The 26,802-nt window shown below is 72.2% G+C and carries 28 protein-coding genes; 20 read left to right on the forward strand and 8 right to left on the reverse strand.

The window, feature by feature from the left end:
• Positions 1-44: 44 nt before the first annotated feature.
• On the forward strand, positions 45-1,412 hold the full coding sequence (locus tag ACFVZW_RS27135) for a pyridoxal phosphate-dependent decarboxylase family protein (protein ID WP_384526311.1): 1,368 nt from the start codon (positions 45-47) through the stop codon (positions 1,410-1,412).
• A 46-nt stretch (positions 1,413-1,458) separates the two neighbouring features.
• On the opposite strand, the gene ACFVZW_RS27140 is transcribed toward ACFVZW_RS27135, so the two are convergent.
• Both ACFVZW_RS27140 and ACFVZW_RS27145 read right to left on the reverse strand, forming a co-directional pair.
• Positions 1,459-2,085, reverse strand: a complete 627-nt coding sequence (locus tag ACFVZW_RS27140) for a response regulator transcription factor (RefSeq protein WP_329114159.1) — start codon at positions 2,083-2,085, stop codon at positions 1,459-1,461.
• On the reverse strand, positions 2,082-3,248 hold the full coding sequence (locus ACFVZW_RS27145) for a sensor histidine kinase (protein ID WP_384526314.1): 1,167 nt from the start codon (positions 3,246-3,248) through the stop codon (positions 2,082-2,084). The genes ACFVZW_RS27140 and ACFVZW_RS27145 overlap by 4 nt, the downstream gene beginning before the upstream one ends.
• Positions 3,249-3,360: 112 nt before the next feature.
• Here ACFVZW_RS27145 and ACFVZW_RS27150 point away from each other — a divergent pair, with 112 nt between their 5' ends.
• Positions 3,361-4,446: an ABC transporter permease gene (locus ACFVZW_RS27150; RefSeq protein WP_384526317.1), complete on the forward strand. Its 1,086-nt coding sequence runs from the start codon at positions 3,361-3,363 to the stop codon at positions 4,444-4,446.
• Positions 4,443-5,126: an ABC transporter ATP-binding protein gene (locus ACFVZW_RS27155; RefSeq protein ID WP_384526320.1), complete on the forward strand. Its 684-nt coding sequence runs from the start codon at positions 4,443-4,445 to the stop codon at positions 5,124-5,126. Before ACFVZW_RS27150 ends, ACFVZW_RS27155 begins: the two co-directional genes overlap by 4 nt.
• 153 nt (positions 5,127-5,279) lie before the next feature.
• Here the strand turns inward: ACFVZW_RS27155 and ACFVZW_RS27160 are convergent, their stop codons facing one another.
• On the reverse strand, positions 5,280-6,092 hold the full coding sequence (locus ACFVZW_RS27160; RefSeq protein ID WP_384526323.1) for an IclR family transcriptional regulator: 813 nt from the start codon (positions 6,090-6,092) through the stop codon (positions 5,280-5,282).
• A 327-nt stretch (positions 6,093-6,419) separates the two neighbouring features.
• On the opposite strand from ACFVZW_RS27160, the gene allB reads away from it, so the two are divergent.
• From allB to ACFVZW_RS27185, 5 genes are all read left to right on the forward strand, one after another.
• Positions 6,420-7,754 (forward strand): allantoinase AllB, encoded by a 1,335-nt coding sequence (allB, locus tag ACFVZW_RS27165; protein ID WP_384526326.1) that lies wholly within the window; start codon positions 6,420-6,422, stop codon positions 7,752-7,754.
• A 1-nt stretch (position 7,755) separates the two neighbouring features.
• Positions 7,756-8,871, forward strand: coding sequence for an allantoicase (gene alc, locus ACFVZW_RS27170; RefSeq protein WP_384526329.1), 1,116 nt, complete (start codon positions 7,756-7,758; stop codon positions 8,869-8,871).
• A gap of 368 nt (positions 8,872-9,239) precedes the next feature.
• Positions 9,240-9,848 (forward strand): dihydrofolate reductase family protein, encoded by a 609-nt coding sequence (locus tag ACFVZW_RS27175; protein WP_384526332.1) that lies wholly within the window; start codon positions 9,240-9,242, stop codon positions 9,846-9,848.
• Between the two features lie 102 nt (positions 9,849-9,950).
• Positions 9,951-10,916, forward strand: a complete 966-nt coding sequence (locus tag ACFVZW_RS27180; protein WP_384526335.1) for a DMT family transporter — start codon at positions 9,951-9,953, stop codon at positions 10,914-10,916.
• A gap of 11 nt (positions 10,917-10,927) precedes the next feature.
• On the forward strand, positions 10,928-11,293 hold the full coding sequence (locus tag ACFVZW_RS27185) for a hypothetical protein (RefSeq protein ID WP_384526338.1): 366 nt from the start codon (positions 10,928-10,930) through the stop codon (positions 11,291-11,293).
• A gap of 51 nt (positions 11,294-11,344) precedes the next feature.
• Here ACFVZW_RS27185 and ACFVZW_RS27190 read toward each other — a convergent pair whose 3' ends face one another.
• The 3 genes from ACFVZW_RS27190 to ACFVZW_RS27200 all read right to left on the reverse strand — a co-directional run bounded on the left by ACFVZW_RS27190 (position 11,345) and on the right by ACFVZW_RS27200 (position 13,241).
• Positions 11,345-12,181, reverse strand: coding sequence for a hypothetical protein (locus ACFVZW_RS27190; protein ID WP_384526341.1), 837 nt, complete (start codon positions 12,179-12,181; stop codon positions 11,345-11,347).
• Positions 12,182-12,229: 48 nt separating this feature from the next.
• On the reverse strand, positions 12,230-12,913 hold the full coding sequence (locus tag ACFVZW_RS27195; RefSeq protein WP_384526344.1) for a hypothetical protein: 684 nt from the start codon (positions 12,911-12,913) through the stop codon (positions 12,230-12,232).
• A gap of 109 nt (positions 12,914-13,022) precedes the next feature.
• The gene (locus ACFVZW_RS27200; protein ID WP_384526347.1) at positions 13,023-13,241 is read right to left on the reverse strand and encodes a hypothetical protein; all 219 of its coding nucleotides are present in this window, start codon (positions 13,239-13,241) and stop codon (positions 13,023-13,025) included.
• A 146-nt stretch (positions 13,242-13,387) separates the two neighbouring features.
• Between ACFVZW_RS27200 and ACFVZW_RS27205 the strand changes: the two genes are divergently transcribed.
• Both ACFVZW_RS27205 and ACFVZW_RS27210 read left to right on the forward strand, forming a co-directional pair.
• A complete protein-coding gene (locus ACFVZW_RS27205; protein ID WP_384526349.1) occupies positions 13,388-14,605 on the forward strand; it encodes a sensor histidine kinase in 1,218 nt (405 codons plus the stop codon).
• Positions 14,602-15,270 carry a response regulator gene (locus ACFVZW_RS27210; RefSeq protein ID WP_384526354.1) on the forward strand — a complete coding sequence of 223 codons (669 nt, stop codon included), beginning with the start codon at positions 14,602-14,604 and terminating at the stop codon, positions 15,268-15,270. Before ACFVZW_RS27205 ends, ACFVZW_RS27210 begins: the two co-directional genes overlap by 4 nt.
• 116 nt (positions 15,271-15,386) lie before the next feature.
• On the opposite strand, the gene ACFVZW_RS27215 is transcribed toward ACFVZW_RS27210, so the two are convergent.
• Positions 15,387-16,559 (reverse strand): hypothetical protein, encoded by a 1,173-nt coding sequence (locus ACFVZW_RS27215; protein WP_384526357.1) that lies wholly within the window; start codon positions 16,557-16,559, stop codon positions 15,387-15,389.
• Positions 16,560-16,777: 218 nt separating this feature from the next.
• Here ACFVZW_RS27215 and ACFVZW_RS27220 point away from each other — a divergent pair, with 218 nt between their 5' ends.
• Positions 16,778-17,956 (forward strand): cytochrome P450, encoded by a 1,179-nt coding sequence (locus tag ACFVZW_RS27220; protein ID WP_384526360.1) that lies wholly within the window; start codon positions 16,778-16,780, stop codon positions 17,954-17,956.
• Positions 17,957-17,960: 4 nt separating this feature from the next.
• Positions 17,961-18,389, forward strand: a complete 429-nt coding sequence (locus ACFVZW_RS27225) for a PaaI family thioesterase (RefSeq protein WP_384526363.1) — start codon at positions 17,961-17,963, stop codon at positions 18,387-18,389.
• 147 nt (positions 18,390-18,536) lie between these two features.
• Here ACFVZW_RS27225 and ACFVZW_RS27230 read toward each other — a convergent pair whose 3' ends face one another.
• A complete protein-coding gene (locus tag ACFVZW_RS27230) occupies positions 18,537-19,538 on the reverse strand; it encodes a Gfo/Idh/MocA family oxidoreductase (RefSeq protein WP_384526366.1) in 1,002 nt (333 codons plus the stop codon).
• Positions 19,539-19,679: 141 nt separating this feature from the next.
• Here ACFVZW_RS27230 and ACFVZW_RS27235 point away from each other — a divergent pair, with 141 nt between their 5' ends.
• The 8 genes from ACFVZW_RS27235 to ACFVZW_RS27270 all read left to right on the forward strand — a co-directional run.
• Positions 19,680-20,399 (forward strand): GntR family transcriptional regulator, encoded by a 720-nt coding sequence (locus ACFVZW_RS27235; RefSeq protein ID WP_384526390.1) that lies wholly within the window; start codon positions 19,680-19,682, stop codon positions 20,397-20,399.
• Positions 20,400-20,486: 87 nt separating this feature from the next.
• Entirely contained in the window at positions 20,487-21,506 is a 1,020-nt protein-coding gene (locus ACFVZW_RS27240) for a sugar ABC transporter substrate-binding protein (RefSeq protein ID WP_384526369.1), read from the forward strand.
• The gene (locus tag ACFVZW_RS27245) at positions 21,503-22,552 is read left to right on the forward strand and encodes an ABC transporter permease (RefSeq protein ID WP_384526372.1); all 1,050 of its coding nucleotides are present in this window, start codon (positions 21,503-21,505) and stop codon (positions 22,550-22,552) included. Before ACFVZW_RS27240 ends, ACFVZW_RS27245 begins: the two co-directional genes overlap by 4 nt.
• Positions 22,549-23,355 (forward strand): ATP-binding cassette domain-containing protein, encoded by an 807-nt coding sequence (locus tag ACFVZW_RS27250; RefSeq protein ID WP_384526375.1) that lies wholly within the window; start codon positions 22,549-22,551, stop codon positions 23,353-23,355. The genes ACFVZW_RS27245 and ACFVZW_RS27250 overlap by 4 nt, the downstream gene beginning before the upstream one ends.
• Positions 23,356-23,411: 56 nt before the next feature.
• Positions 23,412-24,587 carry an ROK family glucokinase gene (locus ACFVZW_RS27255; protein ID WP_384526378.1) on the forward strand — a complete coding sequence of 392 codons (1,176 nt, stop codon included), beginning with the start codon at positions 23,412-23,414 and terminating at the stop codon, positions 24,585-24,587.
• Positions 24,584-25,159 carry a hypothetical protein gene (locus ACFVZW_RS27260; RefSeq protein WP_384526381.1) on the forward strand — a complete coding sequence of 192 codons (576 nt, stop codon included), beginning with the start codon at positions 24,584-24,586 and terminating at the stop codon, positions 25,157-25,159. The genes ACFVZW_RS27255 and ACFVZW_RS27260 overlap by 4 nt, the downstream gene beginning before the upstream one ends.
• 50 nt (positions 25,160-25,209) lie before the next feature.
• Positions 25,210-26,508, forward strand: a complete 1,299-nt coding sequence (locus tag ACFVZW_RS27265) for an alpha/beta fold hydrolase (RefSeq protein ID WP_384526392.1) — start codon at positions 25,210-25,212, stop codon at positions 26,506-26,508.
• Positions 26,509-26,549: 41 nt separating this feature from the next.
• Positions 26,550-26,802, forward strand: a 253-nt coding sequence (locus tag ACFVZW_RS27270; protein ID WP_384526384.1) for an MBL fold metallo-hydrolase, incomplete at its 3' end; no start/stop codon positions are given.

Genomic DNA, 26,802 nt, shown 5'->3' on the forward strand with positions numbered 1-26,802 from the left:
GCCGCGGCTTGCGGGGCGGCGGCGGCTGTCCCATAGTCCGAGGTATGGACGCGCGCGAGGCGGCGCTCCGTCAGGCGTACGACCATGCCGTCCGCTGGCTGGCCAGCCTGTCCGACCGCCCGGTCCCCGCCCGCGCTTCGGTCGACGAGATCGTGAGCGCGCTCGGTGCCGCACTGCCCGACGGTCCCAGCACGCCCTCCGACGTCGTCGATCTGCTGGCCACGGCCTGTGAACCGGGGCTCACGGCGTTCCCCAGCGGCCGCTTCTACGGATTCGTGGTCGGCGGCGGCGAACCGGCCGCGCTGGCCGCGGACTGGCTGGTCAGCGCCTGGGACCAGAACGCCGTGATGCGCACGGTCTCCCCCGCGTACGCGGCGGCGGAGGAGATCGCGGGCGCCTGGCTGCTCGATCTGCTCGGGCTGCCCGAGGGCGGCGCCGTCGGCTTCACCACGGGCGCCACGATGGCGAACTTCACCTGCCTCGCCGCCGCACGCGACGAGGTGGTGCGACGCGTCGGCGGAGACGTCGCCCGTGAGGGACTCGCGGGCGGACGGGCCGTGCGTGTCGTCGCCGGCGAGCACCGCCACATGGCCATCGACCTGGCGCTGCGCTACCTGGGCCTGGGGAGGCCCGGACTGGTCGCGGCGGACGACCAGGGGCGGATCCGGCCCACGGCCCTCCGTGACGCCCTGGCGTCCGGCGGGCGGAGCCCCACAGTCGTGATCCTTCAGGCCGGGGACATCCACTCCGGCGCCTTCGACCCCTTCGACGAGACGATCCGAGCCGCGCGTGAGGCGGACGCCTGGGTGCACGTCGACGGTGCCTTCGGACTCTGGGCCGCCGCCTCCCCGCGATACGCGCATCTGTCAGCCGGCTGCGAGCTGGCGGACTCCTGGGCGACCGATGCCCACAAGACCCTGAACGTCCCCTACGACTGCGGCCTCGCGATCGTGCGCGATCCGTCCGCGCTCCGGGCGGCGATGGGCCTGCGGGGCGACTACCTCATCCAGCACGCGCTCGGAGACCCCATCGACAAGGTCCCCGAGCTCTCCCGGCGCGGCAGGGCCTTCCCCGTGTGGGCCGCCCTCAGGTCCCTCGGCCGGTCGGGGGTCGCCGACCTCGTCGACCGGCTGTGCCGGCACGCCTCCGCCTTCGCCACCGGCATCGCCGGGATCGACGGCGCCACCGTCCTCAACGACGTGGTGTTCACCCAGGTCTGCGCCGAGTTCGGCGACGACGCCCGTACGGAGCGCGTGCTCGCCCGGCTGCTCGACGACGGCACCACATGGATCAGCGGCTCCACGTGGCACGGCCGACGGGTCATGCGCATCTCGGTCAGCAACTGGTCCACGACCGACGACGACGTGACGCGCGCCCTCGACGCGATCCGCCGCGCCGCCGCGGGCACCTAGAGCGGCGGGCACCTGACCCCCGCCCCGAGGGACCCGCGTCTGGGGGCTACCGTCGGATCAGGCGGCGTGCCGTCGCCGTCGCCACCGCTGCCGTGCGGGAGTCGACGCCGAGCTTCGCGAAGATGTGCACCAGATGGGACTTCACCGTCGCCTGGCTGAGGAACAGCGCCTTGCTGATCTGCTGGTTCGAAAGGCCCTCGCCCACCAGCTGGAGCACCTCCAGCTCCCGCTTCGTCAGCGCCTCCGCCGGCGTCCGCATCCGGTCCATCAGCCGGTGCGCCACCGCCGGGGCCAGCGCCGACTGGCCCGCCGCCGCCGTACGGACCGCCGCCGCCAGCTCCTCCGGCGGCGCGTCCTTCAGCAGATAGCCCGAGGCGCCCGCCTCGACCGCCGCCAGGATGTCCGCGTCCGTGTCGTACGTGGTCAGGACGAGGACCCGCGGCCCGCCCGCCCGCGCGGTGATCGCCGCCGTGGCCTCCGAGCCGTGCATCCCGGCCCCGAACTGGAGGTCCATCAGCACCACGTCCACCCCGCCCGCCGCGGCCAGCTCCACCGCCCGCTCGGCGGTCGCCGCCTCGCCGACCACGGCGAAGTCCGGCTCCGTGTCCAGGACCGCGCGCAGCCCGGCCCGTACCACCGGGTGGTCGTCGGCCAGCAGGAGACGGATCGTCATGTCGACACTCCAGCGGGAAGAGGGAGGGAGACGACGACGGCCGTGCCCTGACCGGGCGCGGACTCCACCGTGAACGTGCCACCGAGCGATTCCGCCCGCGAACGCATGGCCGGCAACCCGAACCCGCCCTCTGGGGAGGGCGCGAGCAGCGCCGGGTCGAAGCCCTTGCCGTCGTCGACCACGTCCAGCGTCACCGAGGCGTCCATGAACGACAGCGTGATCTCCGCGCGCGTCGCCGAGGCATGCCGCACGGTGTTGGCGAACGCCGACTGCGCGATGCGCAGCAGCGCCACCTCGTACGGGGTCGGCAGCTCCGTCGGCGTCCCGCTGAGCGTGAAACGCGCTCTCAACGGCACCTCCGGGCTCGGTTCGCACAGCCGCTCCAGCGCGGCCGCCAGCGAACCGTGCTCCAGATCCGGCGGCGACAGCGCCCGTACGAACCGTCGCGCCTCCGCCAGATTGTCCTGCGCCGCCCGCCGCGCCCGCTCGATGTGCCCGGTGGCGGGCGAGTCCTCCGGCAGGGCCCGCTCGGCCGCCCGCAGCAGCAGCTGGATCGAGGAGAGACCCTGCGCCAGCGTGTCGTGGATCTCGCGGGCGAGGCGTTCGCGCTCCGCGAGCGTGCCCGCATGCCGCTCGGCAGCCGCCAGCTCGGCCCGCGTCTCGATCAGTTCCTCCACCATCCGCCGTCGCCGCTCGCTCTCCCGGTACAGCGCCTGGTAGCCGAGCACCGTCGCCACCGCCACCGCCGCGCCGAGCAGCGGCCCGATGAAGACGCCCGGGTTGAGCGGCGCGCCGTGCCATACGTACGAGAGGATCGCCGCGACCGCCGTGAGTCCGACCGTCGGCAGCGACCAGCGCATCGGCAGCAGATGAAGCTGCAGGAAGTACAGCGGGAACGCCACCCACAGCCCGTCGGGGGTGGCCCACAGCAGCGCCAGCCAGGACGCGCACAGCGCCGCCAGCCACACCGCGGTGGCCCGCTGGGAGTCCCGTACGGACGGCAGGGCCGAGCCTGCCGCGTACACCGCGCCGGTCACCACCGCGAGGGCGACGCCGGCCGACGAGTCCGCCCGGACCGCCGCCAGTGCGAGCAGGCCCGCCATCAGCAGATGCAGGCAGAGGCGCAGCGCGCGCAGGGCAGGGGTGAGGGAACGCGGGTCCATGATCTGTCCAGCGTAGGCGGGGGCAGACAATCCGGACTCAACCGAAAGTTTGATTGCGGAGCCATCCGTGGCGCGATGCCGCGGGCCACCGGCCCCCGGGAAGCTTGGTCCCATGTTCGTGGCATGGAGAGACCTGCGCTTCGCCAAAGGGCGATTCACCCTGATGGGCACGGTGATCGTGCTCATCACGCTGCTCGTCGGACTGCTGTCCGGGCTGACCTCCGGGCTGGCCCGCGAGAACATCTCGGCGATCACGGGGCTGCCCGCGGACCGGCTCTCCTTCGCCGCGCCGCCCTCCGGCCAGTCGGTCTCCTTCACCAACTCGACGGTGACGGAGAGCGAGTGGCGGCGGTGGGCGCAGCGGCCCGGTGTCGCGAGCGCGCAGCCGCTCGGCATCCGCACGCTCAACGCGGCCGCCGGGGACCGTACGGCGGCCGTCTCCGCCTTCGGTACGGAGCCGTCGGCCGGTCTCGCCCCGGAGAGCCGGAAGCTCGGACCCGGCCGGGTCGTCCTCTCCGAGTCCGCCGCCGAGGAGCTCGGTGTCGCGGAGGGCGGGGCCGTACGCCTCGGTCCACTGGAGGCCACCGTCACGGCCGTGTCGGGCGACGCCTCGTACAGCCACACGCCCGTCGTCTGGACCTCGCTCGACGACTGGCAGAAGCTCGGGCACAACGGCACCACGCCGGAGGAGCAGGCCACCGTCATCGCACTGAGCGTCGCCGAGGGCGCGGACCTCGGGGCGGGCGACGCGGCGCTGGGCACCGAGTCGCGGACGATCGACGAGGCTCTGACCGCCATAGGGTCCTACCAGGCCGAGAACGGCTCGCTGCAGATGATGCGCGGCTTCCTCTTCGTCATCTCCGCGCTGGTCATAGGGGCCTTCTTCACCGTCTGGACCATCCAGCGCAGCGGGGACGTGGCCGTGCTGAAGGCGCTCGGCGCCTCGACCCCGTACCTGCTGAAGGACGCGCTCGGGCAGGCGGTGCTGATGCTCACCGCGGGCACGCTGCTCGGCACCGGCCTCGCGGTCGGCGCCGGCGTGCTGATCAGCGGCGGGGACGTGCCGTTCGTCCTGGAACCGCTGACCGTGCTCGGGCCGGCCGCCGTGATGATCGTCCTCGGTGTCCTCGGCGCCGCCCTGTCCATCCGGCGGATCACCGCCGTCGACCCCCTGACCGCGCTCGGGAGTGCCCGATGACTCTGCTGCTCGACGACGTGACGCTGACGTACCCGGACGGCGAGGGGCGGCTGACCGCCCTCGACTCGGTCTCCCTGGAGGTGCCGGCGGGCCGTCTGACCGCGGTCGTCGGCCCCTCCGGCTCCGGCAAGTCCAGCCTGCTGGCGGTGGCCGCGACGCTGGTGAGCCCGGACCGGGGGCGGGTCGTCGTGGCCGGTACGGAGACGGGGGCGCTGGACGCGGCGGGCCGGGCGGCGCTGCGGCGTGAGCGGGTCGGGATCGTCTTCCAGCAGCCGAATCTGCTGGGGTCGCTGACGGCGGTGGAGCAGTTGCAGGTGATGGCGCATCTGTCGGGAGCCAGGCCGAAGGCGGTACGGGACAGGGCCCTGGCCCTCCTGGACGCGGTCGGCCTGGCGGACCTGGCGGGGCGCCGGCCGCACCAGCTCTCGGGCGGTCAGCGGCAGCGCGTCAACATCGCACGGGCGCTGATGAACGAGCCGTCGGTGCTGCTGGTCGACGAGCCGACGAGCGCGCTGGACCACGAGCGGGGGGCGGAGGTCGTGGCCTTGCTCGCGACGCTGACGCGGGAGCGGGGGACGGCGACGGTATTGGTGACGCACGACTACACGCATCTGGCATGCGCGGACGGGACGGTGCTGGTCCAGGACGGCCGAGTCACGGAACGGGCGGCGGCGGCCTGATCAGCGGGGCTCCCTCGCACCCCGTTGTGGGCGATCGTTCCGCTGGGGCGGAACGCCTGCCCACAACCCGGCTGGGTGGGTGGCACCGCGCTGCCGAGCGCTTCAAGGGTGGGCGCCGCCCTCCCTCTGGGGCGCGGGCGCGCCACCCGGCCGCTACGCTCCGCCGTTCGGCGCCGTGGTGTTCGCCAGCGCCGTCGAGAGTTCCTGCGCGACCTCCTGGAGGATCGGGACGATCTTCTCCGTCGCCGCCTCCGTCACCCGTCCCGCCGGGCCCGAGATCGAGATGGCCGCCGCGGTGGGGGAATTGGGGACCGACACCGCGAGGCAGCGGACTCCTATCTCCTGCTCGTTGTCGTCGACCGCGTACCCCGCGTCCCGGACCAGCGCGAGCGCGTCCAGGAAGCCCTCCGGCGTGGTGATCGTCTTCTCGGTGGCGGCCGGCATCCCCGTACGGGACAGCAGCGCGCGCACCTCCTCCGCCGGGGTGTAGGCCAGCAGCGCCTTGCCCACGCCCGTGGAGTGCGGCAGCACGCGCCGGCCGACCTCGGTGAACATGCGCATGGAGTGCTTGGACGGCACCTGGGCGACGTACACGATCTCGTCGCCGTCGAGCAGCGCCATGTTCGCGGTCTCGCCCGTCTCCTCGACGAGCCGCGCGAGGTACGGGCGCGCCCAGGTGCCGAGCAGCCGGGAGGCCGACTCGCCCAGGCGGATGAGGCGGGGGCCGAGTGCGTACCGGCGGTTGGGCTGCTGGCGTACGTAACCGCAGGCCACGAGTGTGCGCATCAGCCGGTGGATGGTGGGCAGCGGCAGTCCGCTGCTGGCGGAGAGCTCGCTCAGCCCGACCTCGCCCCCGGCGTCGGCCATCCGCTCCAGGAGATCGAAGGCACGCTCGAGGGACTGGACGCCACCGCTCGCGGCGGCGGGCTTGGCGGCGTCGGTGGTGCTGGCGCTGGACGTCGGCACGTCAAGGTCCTTTCGGGGCAGGCGGGCAAGGCAGCAGCCTACCGGGCCGTCCGGTCGGACACACGGTCCCGGTCGCGGCGTACGGGCCGGTCAGGGGGGTGTTTGTCCGGTGTCGGCGGCTGCCCGGCGACATCCGCCTCGTCCCCGCATGTACGGAGCTACGTTCTACTGTACGAAATTCCCATTCCACTTCATGGAAACATCCAAGTAGGGCGCGCTGTGGGCGGCGGCGACGGGGTCATGCTGGAAGTGTGCCCTTGACGACATGTCGTCCCGAGTGAAGACTCCTTCAACAGTTCGTTGAATTTCTGCTGGAAAGGGGTACGGGTGGACGTCAACCTGGTACTGCGCTCGACACGCGTCATCACCCCCGAGGGGACGGGGCCCGCGTCGATCGCCGTCTCCGGCGGGACCATCGTCGCGGTGCTGCCGTACGACGCCGAGGTCCCGGAGGGCGCTCGGCTGGAGGACGTCGGTGACGACGTCGTACTCCCCGGGCTCGTCGACACCCATGTGCACGTGAACGACCCCGGCCGCACCGAGTGGGAGGGCTTCTGGACCGCCACCCGCGCCGCGGCCGCCGGCGGCATCACCACCCTCCTCGACATGCCGCTCAACTCGCTGCCGCCGACCACCACGGTCGAGCACCTGCGGGTCAAGCAGGACGTCGCCCGCACCAAGGCGCACATCGACGTCGGCTTCTGGGGCGGCGCGCTGCCCGACAACGTCAAGGACCTGCGCCCCCTGCACGACGCCGGTGTCTTCGGCTTCAAGTGCTTCCTGTCGCCGTCCGGCGTGGACGAGTTCCCCGAGCTGGACCAGGAGCAGCTGGCGAACTCGCTCGCCGAGATCGCCGGGTTCGGCGGTCTGATGATCGTCCACGCCGAGGACCCGCACCACCTCGCCGCCGCCCCGCAGCGGAGCGGCGAGAGGTACGCCGACTTCCTCGCCTCCCGGCCCCGCGACGCCGAGAACACCGCGATCGAGAACCTGATCAACCAGGCCCGGCGCCTCAACGCCCGCGTCCACGTCCTGCACCTGTCCTCCTCGGACGCGCTGCCGCTGATCGCCGCAGCCAAGGCCGAGGGCGTCAAGATCACCGTCGAGTCCTGCCCGCACTTCCTCACGCTCACCGCCGAGGAGGTCCCGGACGGGGCGACGGAGTTCAAGTGCTGCCCGCCGATCCGCGAGGCGTCCAACCAGGACGCGCTCTGGGACGGTCTCGCCGACGGGACGATCGACTGCATCGTCTCCGACCACTCGCCCTCCACCGCCGACCTCAAGACCCCGGACTTCGCCTCGGCCTGGGGCGGCATCTCGTCCCTCCAGCTGGGCCTGCCGGCGATCTGGACCGAGGCCCGCCGCCGCGGCCACGGCCTGGAGGACGTCGTCCGCTGGATGTCCGCGGGCCCCGCGCGCCTCGCCGGGCTGGAGAAGAAGGGCGCGATCGAGGCCGGCCGCGACGCCGACTTCGCCGTCATCGACCCCGAGGCGACCTTCACCGTCGACCCGGCCGAGCTCCAGCACCGCAACCGCGTCACCGCCTACGCGGGCAGGACCCTGCACGGCGTGGTCACCTCCACCTGGCTGCGCGGCGAGCGGATCGTCGACCGCGGCACCCTCACCGAGCCCTCCGGCAGCCTCCTCGAAAGGAACAACTGACGTGTCCGCCATACCCAGCTTCACCGGCGACGCCAGCCCCTACGGCGGCGGTGACCCGTACGCCGACTACCGCACGGCGGACTTCCCCTTCACGCAGTACGCGGACCTCGCCGACCGCCGGCTCGGCGCCGGTGTGATCGCCGCCAACGACGAGTTCTTCGCCGAGCGCGAGAACATGCTCAAGCCCGAGGCCGCGGAGTTCGACCCCGAGCACTTCGGGCACAAGGGCAAGATCATGGACGGCTGGGAGACCCGCCGCCGCCGTGGCGTGTCCGCCCAGCAGCCCCACCCGACGGAGGACGACCACGACTGGGCGCTCGTACGCCTCGGTGCCCCCGGCGTCGTACGCGGCATCGTCATCGACACCGCGCACTTCCGCGGCAACTACCCGCAGGCCGTCTCGGTCGAAGCCGCCTCCGTGGCCGGCTCGCCGTCGCCCGAGGAGCTCCTCGCGGACGACCTGAAGTGGACGACCCTCGTCCCGCGCACCGCCATCGGCGGCCACGCCGCCAACGGCTTCGCCGTCGACGTCGAGCAGCGCTTCACCCACCTCCGGGTCAACCAGCACCCCGACGGCGGCATCGCGCGCCTGCGTGTGTACGGAGAGGTCGCCCCGGACCCGAAGTGGCTCGGCGTGCTCGGCACCTTCGACCTCGCCGCGCTCGAGAACGGCGGCCAGGTCGAGGACGCCTCCGACCGCTTCTACTCCCCGGCGACCAACACCATCCAGCCGGGCCGCTCCCGCAAGATGGACGACGGCTGGGAGACGCGCCGCCGCCGCGACAAGGGCAACGACTGGATCCGCTACAGCCTGGTCGCCGAGTCCGAGATCCGCGCGGTCGAGATCGACACCGCGTACCTCAAGGGCAACAGCGCGGGCTGGGCGGCGCTCTCCGTGGCGGCCGAGGGCTCCGAGGACTGGACCGAGATCCTGCCCCGGACCCGTCTCCAGCCCGACACCAACCACCGCTTCGTGCTGGACACGCCTGCGGTCGGCTCCCGGATCCGGATCGACATCTACCCCGACGGCGGCATCTCCCGCCTCCGCCTCTTCGGTTCGCTCACCGACGAGGGCTCGGCGCGCCTGACGGCCCGCCACCAGGAACTGGGCGGGTAACGACACCCCGCCCGGCACACGAGGGCGCACCGGCCGACAGCACCGGTGCGCCCTCGCGAAAGCCCCCTATTCCTTGGGCTCGGTTCGCCTCCGGGCGCTGTGAGCCGGGCTCACGACCCGCGCGCCCTTCGGCTCACTCGCCGGCCCCCGTGCCTGCCCCTCGCGGCCGCCGCCTGCGCGGCGAGGAATGCCCCTCGTGCCTCGGCGGGGCGTCACGGTGCCGGCGGCAATCGGACACCGAAGACCGAGGGCCCCGACGGACGAAGCCCACCCCTGGCGCCCACCGATGACTTTCGCCGAGCGGTGGAGTCGGAGCTTGTGAGACACGATGGACCGGGGGATCCCGGCAGCAGCGAAAGGGCAGCACCATGGGCAAGCTCTCCCTCACCCAGTTCGTGACGATCGACGGCGTCTACCAGGCGCCCGGCGGGCCCGAGGAGGACCCCAGCGGCGGCTTCGAGCACGGCGGCTGGTCCGTCCCGTACGGCGACGAGGACTTCGGCGCCTTCATGGACGAGGTCTTCCAGCGACCGGCCGCCTTCCTGCTCGGCCGCCGGACGTACGACATCTTCGCGGGCTACTGGCCGAAGCAGACCGACCCCGCCAACCCCGTCGCCTCCAAACTCAACTCCCTCCCCAAGTACGTCGCCTCCACCACCCTCAAGACGGCCGACTGGGCCGGCACCACCGTCCTCGGCGGCGACGCCGTCACGGAGGTCGCGGCCCTGAAGGACCGCGTGGACGGCGAGGTGCAGATGCACGGCAGCGGCGGCCTCGCCAAGTCCCTGCTGGCCGCCGACCTCATCGACACGCTCCACCTGCTCGTCTTCCCCGTCGTCCTCGGCTCGGGCCTGAACCTCTTCGACGGCGCCCGGCCCACCGCCTTCCGCAACGTCGGGACCCGGACGACCGGCTCGGGCATCGCCATCAGTACGTACGAGCTGGCGGGCCGTCCCGAGTACGGGAGCTATGTGTAGACGAAACATGTAGCCGCCACCCGTTGCTCCGGGTACGGTGATCGTCCCGCGTGCGAGCCGCCGAAGCCTCCACCCCGTCCGACGAGTTGGAGCAGGCCCGCGATGACGTCGATTGCCGCTTCCGTACCCTTTCGTGCCCCGCGCCGCGTCTGGCTCACCGACCTCCCGGTGCTGCTCGTCGCCGTCGTCTGGGGTGCCAGCTACCTCGCGGCCAAGGGCATCACGACCACCCACACGGTCGTCGCCGTCCTGGTCCTGCGGTTCGCCGTCGTCCTGCCCGCCCTCGTCGTCGCCGGATGGCGGGGGCTGCGGGCGCTGACCGCCGCCCAGTGGCGCGGCGCCGGCCTTCTCGGCCTGATCCTCAGCGGGATCTTCCTCCTGGAGACCTACGGAGTCGTCCACACCTCCGCCACCAACGCGGGCCTGATCATCAGCCTCACCATGATCTTCACGCCGCTGGCCGAGGCCGCCGTCACCAGGACCTTCCCCCAGGCTCGCGGCTCCGCTCGAGCAGGGGGGACCCCCATGCCCCGCGCCTTCCTGGCCGCCGCCGGGCTCTCGGTGGCCGGCGTGGTGCTGCTGACCCAGGGCGGAGGCTTCACCACTCCGTCCCTCGGCGATCTGCTGATGCTGCTCGCAGCCCTCGCCCGGACCGTGCACGTGCTGGCCATGTCCCGGATCAAGGCGGTCGAGGGCGCCGACTCGCTCTCCCTGACCACCGTCCAACTCGGCTCCGCCGTCGCCGTCTTCGCCCTGCTCGCCGCCGCCCCCGGCACCGGCGCGTCCCCCTGGTCGGTGGCGCTCGACTTCGGCCCGCGCGAATGGGCCGGGCTGCTCTTCCTCTCCGTCTTCTGCACGCTCTTCGCCTTCTTCGTACAGATGTGGGCCGTCCGCCGCACCTCCCCCTCGCGCGTCAGCCTCCTACTCGGTACGGAGCCCCTGTGGGCCGCGGCCGCGGGCATCGCGATCGCCGGCGACCGGCCCGGCGTGCTCGGCATCGCGGGCGCCGTTCTCGTTCTGGCGGGGACGAGTTGGGGCCGCCGAGCCGCCGACGAGAGCGGCCGGTAGGTTCTAGCGCCATGCGTTCACTCTCGTACGACATAGAATTCCGCGCCCGCGCGCGGCGTACCCAGGGCTGGGGACTGGGGCTGCTGGCCGTCGCCGGACTGATGTGGATCTGGCTGGCCGTACTGATCTTCTCGCCGTACGAGGCCGAGTGGGACGGCCGGAGCAAGGACTGCGTCTCCCGCTGGACCAGCGAGAACCTGCACAACAGCGACAGCAGGTGCGTCAACGAACGCGACTGGCCCGAGCTCCTCGCCGTCCTCGGCGGCTCGGTGCCCGTCGCCGTCGTCGGCAGCGTCCTCTACACCAGCGGTTCGGTCTCCCACCGCATGGCCGAGCACCTCGCCGAGGTCACGCGCCTCACCGAGGCGAGCGCCTGACCCCGGACGCGCGCAGAGCGGTCCCCCGGCGCCGGTGGCAGCGGGGCGGGGTCAGGGACGCTCGGAGAACTGCAGCATCCCGCCGACGGAGAAGCACACCGCTCCCGCGAGGGTCCCCCAGTTCGCGATGTCGACGTTCACCAGATTCCCGGTCGCGGGCCGGGTGAAGGCGGCCAGTGCCGACACCATGAAGAGGACCGACCCGAGCTGGTTGATCGCGACGATCCACCAGGCGAGCTCGTGCGCGCGCATGCGCGGCCTGCCGTGGCACACCTCGACCAGGGCGAGGTGCCCCGAGACCAGGAACAGGGTGCACCCCACCATGTCGGGGGCCCAGACGAGCCTGTTCATCTGATGCACCGAGAGTCCCTGGAGCAGGGAGCTCAGCAGATTGACGCCGAACACGAGCGTGCCGGCGAACAGCAGGAAGGTGCTGAGCCAGTCGATCCGGGCCGGTTCGTAGCGCCACCACGACCAGGGCCGCGCGATGAGCCTGCCGGCCTCGCCGTCCCGGTGGGGTGTGTTGATGCTCTGGAGGAGTGAGGCGTACCCGCCGGTGTTGAAGAACAGGCCGCCGGTGAAGTAGATCCAGGCGCTCGTCACGTCGCCCGGGCCGAACTGCGCCAGTCCGGCCCCGAGGGCGAAGAGCGCGCCGCCGACCGTGAAGGCCCCCGCGGCGATGGCGTTCAGTCTGCGCATGCGGCCGACGGCCACCGCGTCCGCCTGTCGGGTACGAGCCTGCGCCTCACCCGTGGCCCGTACGGTCAGGCGCGCTCGTTTGCGTGCCAGGCGGGACTCCCAGACCGCGGTGCCCCCGTCCCGGGGTCGCCAGGTGAGCCGGGTCGTGAACGGTCCGGCTCCCTCGGGGTGCTCCTCGGCTCTGACCACCCGCCGACTCTATCTCGATGGGGGCAAATAGTGCTTTTGGGGCACACGCTAGGTCAGTACGTTGACGGCACGGGCGACGACGAGGCCGAGGATGAGCAGGGAGACGAGCGACTGCACCGCCATGGCCATCTTGGCCCAGGGGGCCAGCGGCATGACGTCCGTCGGGCTGAAGGCGGTGGCGTTGGTGAGCCCGAGGTAGAAGTAGTCGACGAAGCGCGGGCGCCAGCCGGGGGCGCTGAGCTCGGGGCTGAGCTGCTGCGGGAAGGCGAGCGCCGGGGTGGCGGGCATGTGGTGGGCGCGGGCCGCCGCGCCACCGCTGTCGAGTTCGAAGTACAGCAGGGCGAACGCGAGGACGGTGCCGGCCCAGACGGTCCCGCCGGTCTGCAGCAGACTCGCCGCGGAGGCGGTCTCCTTCCCGCCGTGGATGATGTCGTCCGTCAACTGCACGGTCGACCAGACGGCGCCGAGCGCGAGGACGCCGACCAGGGCGATCGACACGACGCGCAGGACGGTCGAGCGGCGGTCGATCCGTCCCGGGTCACCCGCGATCAGCGCGAGCAGGAGGAGCCCTTCGATGCTGGGGAGCACCCAGACGGGGGCCAGCCGCAGGTCGTCCGGGAGCAGCAGGGTCAGCGTCATGGCGGCCACGACGGCGGTGGCCATCGGCCAGCGGGCCTCGCCGACGACTTCGTCCGGCCCCGCCGAGGGATCGGTGGCGTGCTCTCGGCTCACGTCGGTAGCCCCCTGTCGGTGTCGCCACCACCCCACTACACCTCCGCCGGCCGCGCAGCGCCCGGGATCCGTCCGGGTCAACCGGCCGACCGGAACGGCGGACGTCGCCTCAGGTGCGCCGCTTGGTGTCGGCGATCATGACGATGGCGAAGCCGAGCACCGCGATCGCGACGTTGGTGAGGATCTCCCGGCCCTCCAGGAACGAGACGTTCTCCGTCAGGAACCGGGTGAACCCCATGAACGGGAACCAGCCGGTCAACTCGCGCAGCACCCCCGCGATGCCGCCGATCAGCACCACACCGCCCACGAACTCCACCATCTTCTTCATGGGTCGATCCTGGCGTCGCGCTCCTCGCGCCCGCGTCGGCCGGTGGGACAGAGCCGGTGCTACCGAAGTCTCGTACCTTGCGACTTTGGTAGCCATCGGCCGTTCCCACCCGGCCCCGCGCCCCTGACGTGCGTACTTTGGTTCGTATGACACGTACGGACCGCTACGCCTGGCTGCTGCCCTCGGCCATGGCCGACCCTCCGGCCGACGCCCCACCCGGGCGCAGGCCGCGCCGCACCGTACGTGACTGGGTCGTCGACACCACGCTCTTCCTCCTCGCCGTCCTCTTCGGCATGATCGCGGCCGACGCCACCGACCAGCTCAACAGCGAAGCCGTCGCCCTGGCCGACCAGATCGTCGGCGCCGCCGCCTGTTGCGCCCTCTGGCTGCGCCGCCGCTGGCCCGTCGGGCTCGCGGTCGCGCTGGCCCTCGTCAGCGTGGTCGCTCCGCTCGCCGGCGGCGCTTTCCTCGTGAGCCTGTTCAGCCTCGCCGTCCGGCGGCCCTTCCGCGAGGTCGCCTGGGTCGGTGTGCTCTCCGTCGCCGGCACCACCGCCCAGGTCTTCGTGCGCCCGGACCCCTCCACCGGGACCGTTCCGGGGATCCTCATCGGCTTCATCCTGGTCCTCCTGGTGACCGCCTGGGGGATGCTCGTACGCTCCCGGCGCCAGCTCGTCGAGGCCCTGCGCGAACGCGCCCGGCGCGCCGAGGCCGAGGCGGAACTGCGCGCCGAGCAGGCCCAGCGGCTCGCCCGCGAGGCCATCGCCCGAGAGATGCACGACGTCCTCGCCCACCGGCTCACCCTCCTCAGCGTGCACGCCGGAGCGCTGGAGTTCCGGCCCGACGCCCCACCCGAGCAGGTCGCCCGCGCCGCCGGAGTCATCCGGGACAGCGCCCACGAGGCGCTCCAGGACCTCCGGCAGATCATCGGCGTCCTGCGTGCGCCCGGAGAGGGCGGGGAGGGCGATCGGCCGCAGCCCACGCTGGCCACCCTCGACGCGTTGGTCGCCGAGTCCCGCCAGGCCGGCACCAAGGTCGTCCTCGACTCCACGATCGACGATCCGGACGCGGTGCCGGCCTCCACCGGCCGCACCGTCTACCGGATCGCTCAGGAGGGCCTCACCAACACCCGCAAGCATGCCCCCGGCACCGAGGTCACCCTCACCGTGCGCGGCCGGCCCGGCGACGGCCTCACCATCGACGTCCACAATCCGGCCCCCACCGGACCCGTCCCGCACGTCCCCGGCTCCGGTCAGGGGCTCATCGGCCTCACCGAGCGCGCCACCCTCGCCGGCGGGCGCCTCGACCACGGCCCGGCCCCCGGCGGAGGGTTCGCCCTGCACGCCTGGCTACCGTGGCCCTCATGACCATCCGTCTGCTCGTCGTCGACGACGACCCCCTGGTCCGCGCCGGCCTCACCTTCATGCTCGGCGGCGCCGACGACATCGAGATCGTCGGCGAGGGCACCGACGGCCGCGACGTCCCCGAACTCGTCGCCCGCGTCGCCCCGGACGTCGTCCTCATGGACATCCGGATGCCGCACGTCGACGGCCTGACCGCCACCGAACTGCTGCGCGCCCGCCCCGACGCCCCCGAGGTCGTCGTCCTCACCACCTTCCACGCCGACGAGCAGGTGCTGCGCGCCCTGCGCGCCGGCGCGGCCGGATTCGTCCTCAAGGACACCCCGCCCGCCGAGATCGTCGCCGCCGTACGCCGTGTCGCGTCCGGCGACCCCGTGCTCTCCCCGGCCGTCACCCGCCAGCTGATGAGCCATGTCACCGGCCGGCCGGAGCAGCCGAGGAGCGCGACCGCGGCGGGCCGGCTCGCCGAGCTCGCCCAGCGCGAACGCGAGGTCGCCGTCGCCGTCGGCCGCGGGCAGTCCAACGCCGAGATCGCCGCGGCCCTCTATATGAGCGTGCCGACCGTCAAGACCCATGTCTCGCGGATCCTCGCCAAACTCGGCCTCAACAACCGCGTCCAGATCGCGCTCCTCGTCCACGACGCCGGCCTCCTCGACGACGACGGCGCCTAGGGCCAGTCCGTCGTCGGTGGGCAACTAGCCCGGCAGGCCTCGGGAGGACATGGCCCACTGCACGGGGCCGGGTCGAGCGGGCCGACCACGCGGACGAGGCATCCCGGAGATCGCGCCTACCGGGCGTCGACGAGGGCGACGGCCTCGGCGAAGTCGGCGTACGCGGGCTCGAAGGTGCGGGCCGCGACGAGGAACATCGAGCGGTCCGTCAGGGCCCGGGCGAGGCGTGCAGGGTCGTCGGGCAGGCGGCGGGCGAGCGCCACGCCTTCGTCGAAGTACGGCGTGAGCCGCTCCCCGAGCCCATAGGAGTGGTTGCCTTCGATCAGGGCCGCGCGGATGCTGATTCTGCGCTGGACGTCCACCAGTTCGGCCAGTCGGCCGGCCCCGCGCAGTCGAGCCGCTTCCGTTTCGAGCCCTGGCAGGCTGCCGAGAAAGGCATGCCTCGTGTCGCTCGACCATCCGAGGTCGGTGCCGAACGGCGGCATCGGGGACTCGGCGCTCGCAGCCGGTTCGTCGGCCCGCCCCGACAGGGCGAACAGGGTGACCCACCACGCGAGGATGCAGCTCCAGTTGTGCGGCTCGCCCGTCGTCGCCAGCTCTTCCAGGACGGCAAGGGCCTCCCGCCGAGTGGCCGCGGCGTCCGCGCCGTGCCCCGCCGCCTCGCGCATCCGGGAGTGGTGCACCAGCGCCCAGGTGAGGATGGCCAGCGCCGTGCGCTGCCCGGCGGCCTCGCGCCGGGTCTGGTCGAGGAGCTCGCCGAAGACAGCCGATGCCGCGTCGTGCAGACCGGCGCCCTCCAGGTTCGCCGCCCACTCGACCATGTTCCAGAAGGAGTGCTCCGGTATGCCGTTCCGGGCTGCCTTCTCGTTGAGATCCGCGGCCTCCCGGAACCGCCCCTCCTCGGCCAGGACGTTCGCCAGCCGCCCGCTCTGTCCGGCCTCGGCCATGTCCTCGCATGCCGCATGCCCCTCGGGCCGGCGTCCGAGCGCGAACAGGGCCGCCTGGTAGGCGTCCAGGGCCCTGCACAGCCGTTCCGCCCGAGCCGGCGCCCCGGCCTCGATCCTCCGCGCGGCTTCGACCGCTTCGGAGGCCAGCCTCAGGTCCACCTCCGGGTCCCTGCTGCGGTAGCCCATCGAGAGGAGCGCGTCGACCAGCTTCGGCAGATACGCCTTCGGGCTCACCTCCGCCAGAACCCTGTACGCGTTGACCTGTTCGAGCAGGCGCAGCCGGCCGGAACCCAGCAGCAGCACCCGTGCCCGCAGCACCGCGTCGTGATCGATCTTCCCCATGTTCCCCCTGTCGTCCGGGTGATTCACGAAGGAGATTCTGGGAGTCGGGGAGCGGACCGGACAAGGTTCGCGAACTGTGCTTTCCGTCCTACGGAAATCGGCGCTGACCTGTCATGATGGACATGCTCTTACACCAGCGCAGCGGCGCTACGGCCCGGACCGGCCGGCACCGCAACAACCCTGGGCAGGATCGACCGGACAGCGCCTAGGGTGGAACGATGTCCTTCATCGAACTGGGGGAGTGGGGCGCGGACTTCACCGCGAATCCGTATCCCTACTACGCGAAGCTCCGCGAGAGCGGTCCCGTCCACCACATCCGTATGCCCGACGGCTGGGAGTTCTGGCTCGTCGTCGGCCACGAGGAGGGGAGGGCGGCACTCGCCGACCCGCGCCTGGTGAAGTCGCCGTCCGTCATCGACTTCGTCCCGGTCGACGAGGAGGTGATCGGCCCCAACCTGCTCGCCGTGGACCCACCGGACCACACCCGGCTGCGCAAGCTCGTCGCGCGGGAGTTCACCGGCCGGCGGGTGGAGGCCCTGCGCCCCCGCATCCAGGAACTCGCCGACGAACTCGTCGACGCCATGGCCCCGGCCGGCCGGGCCGATCTCGTGGACTCCTTCGCGTTCCCGCTCCCCATGACCGTCATCTGCGAGCTCCTCGGTGTTCCGGCGGCCGACCGGGACTCCTTCCGCCGCTGGTCGAACGAGCTGGTCGCACCGGCCGGCGGAACGCCCGCGCGGGAGGTCGTCGAGGGCTTCGGCGCCTATCTCGACGAGCTCATCGAGAACAAGCGGGCCTCCGGGCCCAAGGACGACCTGCTGTCCGCGTTGATCGCCACCCGCGCCGAGGACGGCGACCGGCTCTCCCTGCCCGAACTGCGGGGAATGGCATACCTGTTGCTCGTCGCCGGACACGAGACCACCGTCGGGCTGATCACCAACACGATGCGGGCGCTGTTCGCCCACCCGGACCAACTCGCCGAGCTCCGGGCCGACTTCGGACTGCTCGGCGGGGTTATCGAGGAAGGGCTTCGCTACGACGGGCCGGTGGAGACCACCACCTTCCGGATCGCCAAGGAGCCGACCACCGTCGGAGGCGTGGACATCCCGGCCCGCTCGGCCGTCTTCGTCTCCCTCGCGGCCGCCGACCGCGACCCGAAGCGCTTCCCCGAGCCGGACCGCTTCGACATCCGTCGCGAGCCGCGCGGCCATCTGTCCTTCGGACACGGCATCCACTACTGTCTCGGCGCGCCGCTCGCCCGCCTCGAGGGCGCCATCGCGATCCGGACACTCCTGGAGCGTTTCCCGAGGCTGGAACTCGACCCCGACGGCGCTCCCTGGGAGTGGATGCCCGGCCTGCTCGTCCGCGGTGTGCGCCGCCTTCCCGTCCGGTGGTGACCCGATGACCGATGCCTCGCACGACCTCGACCTCGACCTCGCGCGGAAGGTCCTGGACGCCCAGCCGTTCAGCCGGCTCGTCGGCGCCCGGATCACGGCCTTCGGTGACGGCGCGGCCACTCTGGAGGTGGACTTCCGTGAGGAACTCCGGCAGCAGAACGGCTTCGCGCACGGCGGCGTGCTCTCGTTTGCCGCCGACAACGCGCTCACCTTCGCGGCCGGCACCGCGCTGGGCGCGGCCGTCCTGACCGCCGGCTTCTCCATCCAGTACGTCCGCCCCGCGCGCGGCCGCACGCTCGTCGCCCGCGCGAGCGTGGTCCACGCGGGGCGACGGCAGGCGGTGGTCCGGTGCGACCTGCTGACGGTGGACGAGGAGGGCGACGAGACCCTGTGCGCGGTGGCACAGGGAACGGTCCTCTCCGCAAACGGCTGAGGGGTCGCTCCACGCCGGGGCCGGTCGACGGCAGGACCGGTCGACGACCAGGACCGGCCTGCGGCGACATCCCGACCTGCGAGGCGAGCCCGGCCCGCGACGCGATCTCGCCCCCGCCGGGATCGCCCGCCCCCGTGGTTCCGGCCGCTACGACGGGATCTCGGCGAGGGCGACCGGTCGCCGTTCGCGCCGTGAGCGCTCGCAGGCCTCCGCGATCCGGAGCGCCTCCAGCGCCTCGCGGCCGTCGCACGGGTTCGGCGCCTCACCCCGTACGAGACGTACGAAGGCGTCCAGCTCGGCCTCGTACGCCGGCGCGAACCGCTCCAGGAAGCCCGGCCAGGGCTTGACGGGGGCGGGCGGTCCCGAGGGCTCCACCGAGGTGAGCGGGGTCCGGTCGTCCAGGCCGACGGCGATCTGGTCCAGCTCGCCCGCCAGCTCCATGCGTACGTCGTAACCGGCGCCGTTGCACCGGGTCGCCGTCGCCGTGGCGAGCGTGCCGTCGTCGAGGGTCAGCAACGCCCCGGCGGTGTCCACGTCGCCCGCCTCGCGGAACATCGCGGGGCCCGCGTCCGAGCCGGTGGCGTACACCTCGACGACCTCGCGCCCGGTCACCCAGCGCAGTATGTCGAAGTCGTGCACCAGGCAGTCCCGGAAGAGACCGCCGGAGAGCGGCAGGTACGCGGCGGGCGGTGGAGCCGGGTCGGAGGTGGCCGCCCGGACGGTGTGCAGGCGGCCGAGCCGACCCGTCCGCACGGCCTCGCGGGCGGCGGCGTACCCGGCGTCGAAGCGGCGCATGAAGCCGAGCTGGAGCTCCGTGCCCGCGGCCTCGACCGCCCGCAGCGCGCCGAGCGTGCCGGGCACGTCCAGGGCGATGGGCTTCTCGCAGAAGGCGGGCAGTCCGGCCTCCGCCGCGCGGCCGATCAGCTCGGCGTGGGCCGCGGTGGCCGAGGCGATCACGACGGCGTCGAGGGCGTGGTCGAGGAGGGCGGCGACGGTGGGCGCCGCGCCGGCGCCGATGGCCCCGGCGACCTGCGCCGCCCGGGTGGCGTCCGCGTCCGCCACGACGAGCGATTCGACCTCCGGATGGCGGGCGAGCACGCCCGCGTGGAAGGCCCCGATACGTCCCGTTCCGATCAGTCCGATGCGCATGGCCCCCAAGGTGGTGCCGAACGGAGACCCTGTCAAGGATTTGTCAGGACAATCGGACTTCACCACTTCCTGTCATCTTCTCCTCGGGCTACGCTCCCGTCCGTGTCCAAGCCGTCGTCCGCCTCGCTGCCCCCCTTCTCCGTGGACCGCACCAGCCCGGTCCCGCTCTACTACCAGCTCGCCCAGCAGCTGGAGGCGGCGATCGAGAACGGGGTCCTGACCCCGGGCAGCCTGCTCGGCAACGAGATCGACCTCGCCACCCGTCTGGGCCTCTCCCGGCCCACCGTCCGCCAGGCCATCCAGTCGCTCGTCGACAAGGGTCTCCTGGTCCGCCGGCGTGGCGTCGGCACCCAGGTCGTGCACAGTCAGGTCAGGCGCCCGCTGGAGCTGAGCAGCCTCTACGACGACCTGGAGGCGGCCGGCCAGCGCCCCGCGACCCGCGTCCTGGCCGACCGCGTCGAGCCCGCCACCGCCCGGGTCGCCGCCGCCCTCGGCGTACCGGAGGGCAGCGACGTGCGCTACGTGGAGCGGCTGCGATCCGCGCACGACGAGCCGATGGCGTACCTGCGCAACCATCTGCCGGCGGGACTCCTCGACCTGGACCCCGGACGGCTGGAGACCACCGGCCTCTACCGTCTGATGCGCGGCGCCGGTATCACTCTGCACAGCGCCCGCCAGACCGTGGGCGCCCGGGCCGCCACGGCGGCCGAGGCGGACCTGCTCGCCGAGGAGGAGGGAGCACCGCTGCTCACGATGGAACGCACCACCTTCGACGACACCGGACGTGCCGTCGAGTTCGGATCGCACCTCTACCGGGCCTCGCGGTACTCGTTCGAATTCCAGCTCCTGGTGCGCCCCTAGCCGTACACCCGCCCCGCGAAGATCCGCGCGACCCCCATGACCGATACTGCAATGCACGCAGAAGGACACAAAGGAGGGCACGGCCTCGTGACCAGGCTTCGGACAGGAGGGGTACGCGCCGCAGTCGGCGCCGTGCTCGCGGTGGCGCTCACCGCCGCACTCGCAGGGTGCAGCAGCACCGGCGGGAAGCGCGCGGAGGACGCCCGCAAGGCGGCCGCGGCCCAGGGGAAGGCGGCCGTGAACACCCCCCGGTGGACCTTCGCCATGGTGACCCACTCGGGCGACGGCGACACCTTCTGGGACATCGTCCAGAACGGCGCCGAGCAGGCGGCCGCCAAGGACAACATCAACTTCCTCTACGCCCACAGCGACGAGGCGCAGCAGCAGTCGCAGCTCATCGACTCGTACATCGCCAAGGGCGTCGACGGACTCATCGTCACCCTCGCGAAGCCCGACGCGATGAGGACCGCCGTCGAGAAGGCGGTCAAGGCCGGCATCCCGGTGATCACCGTCAACTCCGGCTCCGAGCAGTCCAAGGCCTTCGGCGCGCTCACTCATATCGGCCAGGACGAGACCGTGGCGGGCGAGGCAGTCGGCGAGGAACTCGACAAGCGCGGGAAGAAGAAGGCCCTGTGCGTCCTGCACGAGCAGGGCAACGTCGGCCACGAGCAGCGCTGCGCGGGGACGAAGAAGACCTTCGGCGGCGACCTGCAGAACCTGTACGTCGACGGCACCAACATGCCCGACGTCCAGGCGTCCATCGAGGCCAAGCTCCAGTCCGACCCCGCCATCGACGCCGTCGTCACCCTCGGCGCGCCCTTCGCCGACGCCGCCGTCCAGGCGAAGAAGACAGCGGGCTCCAAGGCGGAGGTCGACACCTTCGACCTCAACGCCAAGGTGGCCACCGCGCTCTCCGCGGGCACCCTCGGCTTCGCCGTGGACCAGCAGCCCTACCTCCAGGGCTACGAGGCCGTCGACCTGCTCTGGCTGTACAAGTACAACGCCGATGTCCTCGGCGGCGGCAAGCCGGTCCTCACCGGCCCGCAGATCATCACCAAGGACGACGCCGAGGCGCTGAAGGGCTACGCGGAGCGGGGCACCCGATGAGCCCGACCGCACCGGCGGAGCTCGACCACGTCGACGAGCGGCTGCTGCGCACCTCCCCGCTGAAGAAGCTGCTGGCCCGGCCCGAGCTCGGATCGGTGGTCGGCGCGGCCGCCGTCTTCCTCTTCTTCTCGCTGGTCGCCGACAGCTTTCTGCGCGCCTCCAGCCTCGGCACGGTCCTGTACGCGGCCTCCACCCTCGGCATCATGGCGGTGCCCGTCGCGCTGCTGATGATCGGCGGCGAGTTCGACCTCTCGGCCGGCGTGATGGTCACCACCTCGGCGCTGGTCTCGTCGATGTTCAGCTACCAGATGACGGCCAACGTCTGGGTCGGCGTCGGGGTCTCGCTGCTCGTCACCCTGGCCATCGGCGTCTTCAACGGCTTCATGCTGACCCGCACCAAACTGCCGAGCTTCATCATCACCCTCGGCACGTTCCTGATGCTGACGGGACTCAACCTCGGCTTCACGAAGCTGATCAGCGGCACGGTCTCCACCAAGTCGATCGCCGACATGGAGGGCTTCCCCTCCGCCAAGAAGCTCTTCGCCTCCCAGCTGACCATCGGCGGCGTCGAGCTCAAGGTCACCATCCTGTGGTGGATCGGCCTGGTCGCGGTCGCCACCTGGATCCTGCTGCGCACCCGCTTCGGCAACTGGATCTTCGCCGTCGGCGGCGGCGCCGACGCCGCCCGCGCGGTCGGCGTCCCGGTCGCCAGGACCAAGATCGGCCTCTACATGGGCGTGGCCTTCTGCGCCTGGATCTCCGGCCAGCACCTGCTCTTCTCCTTCGACGTCGTCCAGTCCGGAGAGGGCGTCGGAAACGAGCTGATCTACATCATCGCGGCCGTCATCGGCGGCTGTCTGATCACCGGCGGCTACGGCTCCGCCATCGGCTCCGCGGTCGGCGCGTTCATCTTCGGCATGACCAGCAAGGGCATCGTGTACGCGGAGTGGAACCCGGACTGGTTCAAGTTCTTCCTGGGAGCGATGCTCCTGCTGGCGACCCTGCTGAACGCCTGGATCCGCAGGCGTGTGGAGGCAACCAAATGACCCCCGAGCCCACCGCCCCGGCCGCCGCGCTCGTCGAGCTCGACGACGTCAGCAAGTACTACGGCAACATCCGCGCCCTCGAAGGGGTCTCCCTGGAGGTCCACGCGGGCGAGATCACCTGCGTCCTCGGCGACAACGGAGCCGGCAAGTCCACCCTCATCAAGATCATCGCGGGGCTGCACCGGCACGACGCCGGCACCTTCCGCATCGAGGGCGAGGAGGTCACGCTCTCCAGCCCGCGCGAGGCCCTGGACCGCGGCATCGCCACCGTCTACCAGGACCTGGCCGTCGTCCCCCTCATGCCGGTCTGGCGGAACTTCTTCCTCGGCTCCGAGCCCACCAAGGGCGCGGGCCCCTTCAAGCGCCTCGACGTCGAGCTGATGCGCGAGACCACCCGCACCGAGCTGCTGCGCATGGGCATCGACCTGCGCGACGTCGACCAGCCCATCGGCACCCTCTCCGGTGGCGAGCGCCAGTGCGTGGCCATCGCCCGCGCCGTCCACTTCGGCGCCAAGGTCCTCGTCCTGGACGAGCCGACCGCCGCCCTCGGCGTCAAGCAGTCCGGAGTGGTGCTGAAGTACGTGGCCGCCGCCCGTGACCAGGGCCTCGGAGTGGTCCTCATCACCCACAACCCGCACCACGCCTATCTCGTCGGCGACCGTTTCATCCTGCTCAAGCGCGGTGTCATGTCCGGCAGCCACACCAAGGATTCGGTCACCCTGGACGAGTTGACCCGGCAGATGGCGGGCGGCAGCGAGCTGGAGGACCTCCGTCACGAGCTGGAGCGCCCCACCGCTCCGTGACCGCCGCGCACCGTCGTAAGCCGCCGCCCGACACCGCACCTGGCAGAATCGAGCCGATGAGTACCTACCGCGATCTGACCCAGCGCGGGGCCACCCGAGGCGCCGCGCTGCGGACCGTCGGCACCCGAGAGCGGCGCTCCCACCTGACCGCGCCCCGGGTGCCCACCGTCGGCATCGACATCGGCGGTACGAAGGTCATGGCCGGCGTCGTCGACGCGGACGGCACCATCCTGGAGAAGGTCCGCACCGAGACCCCCGACAAGTCCAAGAGCCCCAAGGTCGTCGAGGACACCATCGTCGAGCTGGTCCTGGACCTCTCCGACCGGCACGACGTGCACGCCGTCGGCATCGGCGCGGCCGGCTGGGTCGACGCCGACCGCGCCACCGTCCTCTTCGCCCCGCACCTCGCCTGGCGCAACGAGCCGCTGCGCGACTCCCTCCAGTCCCGGCTGGCCGTCCCCGTCATGGTCGACAACGACGCCAACACCGCCGCCTGGGCCGAGTGGCGCTTCGGCGCGGGACGGGGCGAGGACCACCTCGTCATGATCACCCTCGGTACCGGCATCGGCGGGGCGATCCTGGAGGACGGCCGGGTCAAGCGCGGCAAGTACGGGGTGGCCGGCGAGTTCGGCCATATGCAGGTCGTCCCCGGCGGGCACCGCTGCCCCTGCGGCAACCGCGGCTGCTGGGAGCAGTACAGCTCCGGCAACGCCCTGGTCCGCGAGGCCAGGGAACTGGCCGCCGCCGACTCCCCGGTCGCGTACAACATCATCGAGCGGGTGAAGGGGAACGTCCCCGACATCACCGGCCCGCTCATCACCGAGCTGGCCCGTGAGGGCGACGCCATGTGCGTCGAGCTCCTCCAGGACATCGGTCAGTGGCTCGGCGTCGGCATCGCCAACCTCGCCGCCGCCCTCGACCCCTCCTGCTTCGTCATCGGCGGAGGCGTCAGCGCCGCCGACGACCTGCTGATCGTGCCCGCCAGGGACGCCTTCCGGCGCCACCTCACCGGCCGCGGCTACCGCCCCGAGGCCCGCATCACCAAGGCCCAGCTCGGCCCCGAGGCCGGCATGGTCGGCGCCGCCGACCTCGCCCGGCTCGTGGCCCGCCGCTTCCGCCGTGCCAACCGCCGCCGCGCCGAGCGCCACGAGCGGTACGAGCGCTACGCCCAGGCACTGCGCGGCGGCACCGAAGGACGCACCTCCCGCACCACCCAGGACCCGGATTCATGACCGTTCCCTCCCCGACCATCTCGCCCGAGCAGGAGACCAAGCTGCCGGAGGACAGGCGCCACATGATCCGCCGCCGCTGGCTGACGGCGATCATCATCGTACTGCTCGTCGGCATCCCCGCCGGCTATCTGGTGATCTCCGCCGGGCAGAGCCGCGACAGCGGCCGCGACAAGGAGCGAGAGTCCTCGGCCACCGGGCTGGTCGACAACTGGCCCTCGCTGATGAAGCGCCGCGTCTTCGAGGTCCCGATCCCCGCCGGAAGCACCGGGGTCGCCTACTACGAGACCAGCAACTGGAAGACCAGCAGGCTGTACGTCCAGTTCACGACGAACGCCGGCCGGCTGGACACCTTCCTGAACGACGTCGGCTCCAGCCGCTCCGAGCTGGTCCCCGGGAAGGTCACCATCGGCGACCGCGACGCCGCCATCGTGGGCTGGGACTTCACGACGGACCAGGACTGGTCCGGCACCACCGTCCGCAAGGACAAGCCGCGGCCCAGCCAGGACATCACCGTCGACCTCACCGACCCCGCCGCCCCGAAGGTGTTCGTGGTGTCCGCCACCACGCCGTGACGGGACCCACCTCCACCCCCTGACCGGAGGCGGAATCTCCGCTCATTACCCTGGAGCGAGTGAGCCAGACCCAGACACCCCCGCCGCAGCCGACCCCGACCACCCTGCAGTACCGCCTCGACGGCCCCGACGACGCCCCCGTCCTGGTGATCGGGCCCTCCCTCGGCACCACCTGGCACATGTGGGACCGCCAGATACCCGAGCTCACCCGCCAGTGGCGCGTCGTCCGTTTCGACCTGCCGGGGCACGGCGGGGCTCCGGCCCGGCCCTTCACCTCCGTCGCCGAGCTCGGTGACCGGCTGCTCGCCACCCTCGACGAGCTGGGCGTCCAGCGCTTCGGCTACGCGGGCTGTTCCATAGGCGGCGCGGTCGGCCTCGATCTCGCCCTGCGGGCGCCCCACCGGGTGGCCTCGCTCGCCCTGGTCGCCGCCTCGCCCCGGTTCGGCAGCGCCGACGAGTTCCGCCAGCGCGGTGTGATCGTCCGTACCAACGGCCTCGAGCCCATGGCCCGCACCGCCCCCGAGCAGTGGTTCACCCCCGCCTTCCGCGCCGCGCAGCCCGCGATCGTCGAATGGGCCGTGCAGATGGTCCGCACCACCGACCCCGGCTGCTACATCGGCGCCTGCGAGGCGCTCGCCGTCTTCGACGTACGGGAAGCCCTCGACCGCATCGGCATCCCCGCCCTCGTGCTCGTCGGCTCCGACGACCAGGTCACCGGCCCCGCCGAGGCCCGCACGCTGGTGGCGGGGATCGCCGACGCCCGGCTCGCCGTCGTCCCCGGCGCCTCGCACCTCGCCCCGGTCGAGCAGCCCGCCGCCGTCACCGAGCTGCTCACGGGCCACTTCGCCGGGGTCGTGCACGACACCCAGAGCGCCATTCCGGCCCTTGCGGTGCCGCCGGTCTCCGCCCCGGTCGTGCCCGTCGCCGAGATCGCGCCCGCCGAGCCGGCGGGCGAGGAGGCCGGGGCCGTGCGGCCCGATCCGTACGACGCGGGCGTCAAGCTGCGCCGCGAGATCCTCGGCGACGCCCATGTGGACGAGGCCCTGGCCGACGACTTCGGCGCCGACCTCCAGGCCCTCGTCACCCGCTACGCCTGGGGCGAGGTCTGGAGCCGCGAGGGCCTGGACCGCCGCACCCGCAGCTGCGTGACGCTGACCGCGCTGATCGCCGGCGGCCACCAGGACGCGCTCGGCGACCACACCCGGGCCGCTCTGCGCAACGGCCTGACCCCGGACGAGATCAAGGAGGTCGTGCTGCAGACCGCGGTCTACTGCGGGCTGCCGTCGGCCGAGCGCGCCCTGCGTGTGGTGGGACGGGTGATCAAGGAAGAGACCACCCCGCAGGCGTAGGCTGACCGGGCCCCGTCCGGCCCGTCCTGAGGTGGAGTCCCGTGAAGCTGACGAAGAAGTCGCATGCCTGCGTCCGTCTGGAGAAGGACGGACGGACGCTCGTCATCGACCCCGGCGGCTTCAGCGAGCAGGACGCCGCGCTCGGCGCGGACGTCCTGCTCGTCACCCACGAGCACGCCGACCATTTCGACGAGGACCGGCTGCGGGCCGGTCTGGAGTCCAACCCGGCGGCCGAGATCTGGACGCGGCGCAGCGTCGCGGCGAAGCGAGCTGACGCCGTCCCGGGCCGCGTCC

The sequence above is a fragment of the Streptomyces sp. NPDC059567 genome (assembly GCF_042735655.1).
GTDB lineage: Bacteria > Actinomycetota > Actinomycetes > Streptomycetales > Streptomycetaceae > Streptomyces.